The sequence below is a fragment of the Acinetobacter stercoris genome, assembly GCF_900323515.1.
GTDB lineage: Bacteria > Pseudomonadota > Gammaproteobacteria > Pseudomonadales > Moraxellaceae > Acinetobacter > Acinetobacter stercoris.
Window position 1 is genome coordinate 1 of record NZ_OOGT01000224.1, and the last position, 6,152, is coordinate 6,152.

6 protein-coding genes are annotated in these 6,152 nt (G+C 36.2%); 2 read left to right on the forward strand and 4 right to left on the reverse strand.

Annotated features, from left to right (window positions below; all coding sequences use genetic code 11):
- Positions 1-264 precede the first annotated feature (264 nt).
- Both KPC_RS17045 and KPC_RS17050 read left to right on the forward strand, forming a co-directional pair.
- On the forward strand, positions 265-498 hold the full coding sequence (locus tag KPC_RS17045; protein WP_121975548.1) for a hypothetical protein: 234 nt from the start codon (positions 265-267) through the stop codon (positions 496-498).
- Between the two features lie 407 nt (positions 499-905).
- Complete coding sequence (locus KPC_RS17050) at positions 906-2,516, forward strand: bifunctional 3-(3-hydroxy-phenyl)propionate/3-hydroxycinnamic acid hydroxylase (protein ID WP_171334532.1); 1,611 nt, start codon at positions 906-908, stop codon at positions 2,514-2,516.
- Positions 2,517-2,693: 177 nt separating this feature from the next.
- Here KPC_RS17050 and KPC_RS17055 read toward each other — a convergent pair whose 3' ends face one another.
- The 4 genes from KPC_RS17055 to KPC_RS17070 form a co-directional block, all read right to left on the reverse strand.
- Positions 2,694-3,602, reverse strand: a complete 909-nt coding sequence (locus KPC_RS17055; protein ID WP_121975549.1) for a LysR substrate-binding domain-containing protein — start codon at positions 3,600-3,602, stop codon at positions 2,694-2,696.
- A gap of 4 nt (positions 3,603-3,606) precedes the next feature.
- Complete coding sequence (locus tag KPC_RS17060) at positions 3,607-4,821, reverse strand: MFS transporter (RefSeq protein ID WP_121975550.1); 1,215 nt, start codon at positions 4,819-4,821, stop codon at positions 3,607-3,609.
- An 8-nt stretch (positions 4,822-4,829) separates the two neighbouring features.
- The gene (locus KPC_RS17065; RefSeq protein ID WP_121975551.1) at positions 4,830-5,399 is read right to left on the reverse strand and encodes a TetR/AcrR family transcriptional regulator; all 570 of its coding nucleotides are present in this window, start codon (positions 5,397-5,399) and stop codon (positions 4,830-4,832) included.
- Positions 5,400-5,525: 126 nt separating this feature from the next.
- Positions 5,526-6,047 carry an acyl-CoA thioesterase gene (locus KPC_RS17070; protein ID WP_121975552.1) on the reverse strand — a complete coding sequence of 174 codons (522 nt, stop codon included), beginning with the start codon at positions 6,045-6,047 and terminating at the stop codon, positions 5,526-5,528.
- Between the last annotated feature and the right edge of the window lie 105 nt (positions 6,048-6,152).

Consider the following 6,152-nt stretch of genomic DNA (forward strand, 5'->3'; position numbering starts at 1 on the left):
TTGTAAAAACTTAGTAAAAATACAGTTCTATTTTTGGTCATTTTGACATAATTACATACAAATAACGTGGAATTAATTCAGTCTCGTTAACACAAAAAAAACATTCAAGTGGGTTATGTTTTTTTCATGTTAATCAAACTGTTTCGCTTTGTTGATTTGATTGCCCTAATTCATTTTAGTTTTTAACATGAACACCGAGTCCTAGTGATGACTGAATTAATCAGTTCTGCTGGATGTTTATTTTTAAATATATAGGATGCCCTCATGAAACTAGTTCAAACTCTTTTAGCTACTACTTTAACTTTAGCTGCTGCAACTTCATTTGCTGCTACAGAAGCTACACCTGCTCAAGATGACAACTCTGTTGCTGCTGCACAAGTTGGTTCTTCTTCTGCTGCTGATTCATCTGCTGCTGCTCAACCATCTGTTGGTCAACCATCAACTGAAAGCGCTGCAGAAGGTGCTGCTCCTGCAACTGATTCACAAGCTAACCAATAATTGACGTTATCTCATTCTGGATAAATTCCAGTAGATAACAATTTTCGAAATGTCTCTCCAAATTTCGAAAGAAAAGACTGAACAAGCTGCTGTTCAGTCTTTTTTATTTATAATAGTTTCAGGACAAATACATAAAAAATCTAAGAGCAAAACATAAAAAATCTTAATCAACTTTCTGTTACACTATCTATCAGACATTTTAGATTCTTATCATAAGTTTTATCTATCATACCATTTAAAACTTCTATTCTCACTTCACATTAAAAACATAAAATTCAGCAACTTAAAAAACAAATGTAGCTATACCCCCTCATTTTAAGACTAGCGATAAACTATAGACTAACTAGGATTCATTTGTGATTTCAGTCTTTAATAATCACTTACAAGGATTTGAATGGATATTCGCTGTGAGTTCAAAGAAGATCGATTTCACCACTGAAGTGGCAATTTTAGGTGCTGGACCAGTAGGTCTCACTCTTGCAAACTACTTAAGTAAACAAGGTATTCAAGTTACGGTCATAGAACAGCTGGATAGTCTAATTGATTATCCTCGTGCTATAGGTATTGATGATGAAGCATTACGTACAATCCAGTCACTTGGGCTAGTGGAACAAGTCTTACCTCATACGACCCCAAATCATGCAATGCGCTTCTTAACTCCTAAAGGTCGCTGCTTTGCAGATATCCAGCCACTGACACGTGAGTTTGGGTGGTCACGTCGCAATGCATTTATTCAGCCTCAAGTAGATAATGTATTGCTGCAAGGATTAAAACAGTACGAGCAAACTCAGGTCCTTTTTTCACGACATTTAAACGAGTTTAGTCAAGATGCGAATGGTGTAACCCTAAAACTGACAAACCAAGAACATCACGAAGAAATCATACATGCGCAGTATTTAATCGCATGTGATGGAGGAAACTCCATTGTTCGCCGTACATTAAATATTGCATTTGATGGTAAAACTGCACCGAACCAGTGGATTGTTATTGATATTGAAAATGACCCTCTAGCAACGCCACATATTTACTTATGTTGTGATCCAGTCCGTCCATATGTTTCCGCAGCACTTCCTCATGGTATCCGCCGTTTTGAATTTATGGTTATGCCAGGTGAAACTCAAGAAGAACTGAGCAAACCAGAAAACATCAATAAACTTCTGTCAAAAGTATTGCCAAATACTGAAAATATTGAAGTCATTCGTCAGCGGGTTTACACACATAACGCCCGTATCGCTGAAAAATTCCGTGTTGACCGCATATTACTGGCTGGTGATGCAGCACACATCATGCCCGTATGGCAAGGTCAAGGTTATAATAGCGGCATGCGTGATGCATTTAATCTCGGCTGGAAAATGACGTTGGTTATACAGGGTAAAGCCAATCCAGAATTATTAGATTCATATCAAATTGAACGGAAAGATCATGCTAAAGCCATGATTGATTTATCTGTTATGGCTGGTCATGTACTGGCCCCACCAAAAAAATGGCAGGGTTTTGTCCGTGATGGTATTTCACAAGTCTTAAACTACATCAAGCCCATCAAACAGTATTTACTGGAAATGCGCTTTAAACCTATGCCTAAGTATAGTGATGGAGCATTACTGCCAGACCATCAGAAAAACTCACCAGTCGGCAAAATGTTTATTCAACCTCTGGTTAAGCTTGAGTCAGGTGAAAATATTTTATTGGATGAGGTCATCGGTAATGACTTTGCGATTCTTGCCTGGGGCGTAGATCCTAAGTGGGGACTCAGTGAAGCAACAATACAAGAATGGCAAAAGTTAGGCATAAAATTTATTCAGGTTTTACCAGCAGTACAATTGAGTAATGAAAATCGTAAAAAATCTGATGGTATTATTACCATCGGTGATTTAGGTACAGAAATCCGTAGTTGGTTTGGTCAGACAAGTCAATCTATCGTAATTTTACGTCCTGATCGCTTCGTGGCAGCTTTGGCAATTCCACAAACACTCAATTCTGTTAGTACCGAGCTTTTTGCAAAACTGCATGTAAAATAATAACCAGCTTTCATAATTTTAAAGCCACCTCATTCGGTGGCTTTAAAATTGTTGTGGCTCTAAATAACTCAAATACTTAGAGAAGCTAAATATAAATAACTGGTTATAAACGCCACCCAAGCATCAGGTTTCATCCTGATATGCTCAAAGATTTCTGTTTTTAAATAATATCCGTTACTACACCTGAGTTTCTCTAAAGAAGTCCGTATAAAACTGTTCTTTAAGTTTCTGTAGAATTAACTCTATTACTTCACTTTTTTGATCTTTCCTATAGTTTGCATACAAACCTATGGTCGGTAGCGGTTCTACAGTATTTTTTACAACAATTTTATCACCAAGTAGAGGAATGACATATGCTGGAACCAGACTCCACCCTACTCCCATACCAACCAGATTGACATTAAGCAAAATATTAGTGGAATACTGAACAACATTTGGAACTAATTTTGCTTTAGTGAAAAAATCTTTTGTAATTTTATAAAGTTGTGGTGAGGATATCTCATCACTCATTACAAAGTCTTGCTGATCAAAACTTTTAATACTGACATGGTTCTGTGCTGCAGCAGGAGAGTTTTTTGGCACAATCAATGCTAATGGTTCTTTGAAGATTTGGACTGATCCAAATTTTTCATTTTCCTCAACATAGCGTGCAAAGCCGATATCAATGTCTCCCTTTTCCAGCGCTATAAACTGGTCTACATCCTTTAAACTATGAAAATTTATTTTCACCTGTGGGTACTCTGCACGAATACTTGGCATGATGTATGGAAAAATTTTCATTTCAGCTACAGGAACAAAGCCAATATTTAGTTGGTCTCTATTTGCATTTGCAAGTTGTCTGGCATCATGAACAGCTTTTTCAGCATGTTCTATACTTAATAACGCTTCTTTTAAAAAAGCTTTACCTTCTTCTGTCACTGAAACCTTGCGATTTGTCCGAACCAGTAATTGAACACCAACTTCATTTTCCAAATCTTTTATTTGTTGACTTAATGAAGGTTGAACAGTACACATACGTTGAGCTGCTTTAGTAAAATTTAACTCTTCTGCAACTGCGACAAAATAACGTAAATGTCTTAATTCCACAAAACTATCCCCCTTTCACTAATTGCTTAGGATTAGTGATCGTAGATCGATATAAAAATAAAGTAACAATGCTGATTCCCGCACAAAAAATATAGCTTAGTTCAAAACCAAATCTGGCAATACTCAGTCCTATTACAACTGAACCAATTGCCATTCCTAAATCAAACAAAGTAAAAAATGTTGAAATTGCGTGTCCCATACGGTGCTTAGGAGATGATTGAATTGCTAAAGTCTGGAAACATGGAAAAAGAGAACCATAACCAATGCCAATAAAGACAGCTGATAACCAAAGTAACCACGGATTACTTACCAGGCTCAATACGACTAATCCTACGGCAAAAAAAATAAATGATGGTACTACGACTGCATTAGGACCAATACGGTCATAAATTTTTCCTATCCAAGGTCTTACCACAATCATAGACATAGCAAAGACAACAAAAAATATACTGGTATATGCGAATAAATGTTTCATCTCGCTATATGCCGTAATAAAACTCATCACACTGGAATATGCAAATGCTGTAAGCATAGCAACCAAGCCTATAGGCACTGCACGCATTTCTATTAAGTCTGTAAAAGATAAAGCTCTTTTTTTATTTCGATTTATCGGCTCTACATCTATACACTTTTCTACTTTATCTTGTACGGGAATCATCACACAAAATGTGAACCCTAGCGTTATAATAACAGTTAATATTAAAAATAGCACTCTAAAATCAACAAATTGTGTCATAGTTAATGCAATGAACGGTCCAATGACAACTGCCAGGTTTGTAGACATTACATAATAGCCAATTCCTTCACCTTTGCGCTGCTCGGGAATAAATTCACTGGCAATAGGAACAGCAACTGTAGTTAATATACTAAACCAGATCCCATGGATAAATCGGACTGTAAGCAAGATCCACAACTGATCAGCCAATAAATAACTAAATGCAAATATAACAAACAAAAGTGCAGAACCTAAAAAAGCTTTCCTGGTTCCTATTTTTTGTATGATAAAGCCAGCAAAAGGTCGAACGGCGATTGAAGAAACTAAAAAAAGGGTAAGTGCCAATCCTGCTTCTTGAATTGAACCACCAAGGTTCTGCATGATATAAATCGGCAAAATTGTTAAGAATGCATAATAGTAGGTAAACAAGAACAGGTTGTTTAATACACAAAAAATAAAATTTCTGTTCCAAAGCCGCAGTGGCATTACATCTGATTGAGGCATTGCTTAACTCACATTGATGCAGAAATCAAAGCAGGCTGAATAGCAAGATCAACCAGTTGATCAATATATGTTTCGTCAGGAACCCGATTAAAAAAAATGATCTGATAATGCACTGTTGCATAAAGCATATCGAGCATAATATCGAAAGAATAATCTTTTCTAATTTCATTGCGCTTGACTGAAATCTCAATCAACTTATGTATTAATTCACGTCTCGGGATCAAATATTGTTGAAAAAAATTACCCGCAGCTTCTCTATGTTCGGCCAAAACAACTAAAAGAGCTCGACCAATACTTGTTTGTAAAACCAATGATAATTTTATTAACTGTACTTTCAGATTCACTTTAAGACTTTTTTCATAATCCAGGTCGAATATCGTCAACGTATTTTCTTTAAATGCTTCAAATACCAATTCAGACTTGTGCCCCCACCAACGATAAATTGTAGACTTTCCTACACCGGCCCTGACTGCAATATCTTCAATCGTCAAATGTGTATAATCATGCTGATTCAATGCTTCAATAACTGCTTTCAGGATGTCCTGTTTACGTCTAGAACCTTTTTTTACTTCTGCCATAAAAATCCATTTTCGAAACGATACGTTTCGTTTTATTTTAATTTTAATCCTACTGAATTGATATAGTTTTTCCTATAAATAAAAAAAAGACCTGATTAAAGGTCTTTTTCAGTCTAAATCGACATTCTATTCATGACCAGATTTTTTATAAATACTACACGAAGGATGATGATTTTCTTGCAAACGAGCGATTTTACGCTGCTCTGCTGCTTCAAAACGGCAACGTTTCCAGTCATTGTCGAGTTTTAATGCTGGAATTTCTTTAGGTTTGCCATTTTCATCGACTGCAACCATTGTAAAGTAGCAGCTATTTGTATGACGCACTGTCCTTTTCTGGATATGTTGAGCTTCTACACGAATTCCAATTTCCATTGAGGTACGCCCAACATGATTTACACTCGCCAAAAAAGTCACGAGCTCCCCGACATGAATAGGTTCTTTAAAATTGACCTTATCTACAGATAAAGTTACAACATAGCTACCCGAATAACGACTTGCACAAGCGTAAGCTACTTGGTCAAGAAGCTTTAGAATTGTGCCCCCATGTACATTACCAGAGAAATTTGCCATATCTGGTGTCATTAAAATTGACATCGTTAATTCAGATTGATCATCTGAAGCGGGGATCACTTGATCTAATGGAGACATGCTTTTAGGACTCTATTTTCGACAGGAGATTTACTTTCTTATTATATCCAATTTGAACCAAAAAACATGTTTAAATCAGCAAATTCACATCATCACTATTTATAT

What these genes read in the sequence shown, in the direction of transcription:
- KPC_RS17045 (WP_121975548.1), top strand. Translation starts at nt 265, where the DNA reads ATGAAACTAGTTCAAACTCTTTTAGCTACTACTTTAACTTTAGCTGCT.
- KPC_RS17060 (WP_121975550.1), bottom strand. Translation starts at nt 4,821, where the DNA reads ATGCCTCAATCAGATGTAATGCCACTGCGGCTTTGGAACAGAAATTTT.
- KPC_RS17065 (WP_121975551.1), bottom strand. Translation starts at nt 5,399, where the DNA reads ATGGCAGAAGTAAAAAAAGGTTCTAGACGTAAACAGGACATCCTGAAA.
- KPC_RS17070 (WP_121975552.1), bottom strand. Translation starts at nt 6,047, where the DNA reads ATGTCTCCATTAGATCAAGTGATCCCCGCTTCAGATGATCAATCTGAA.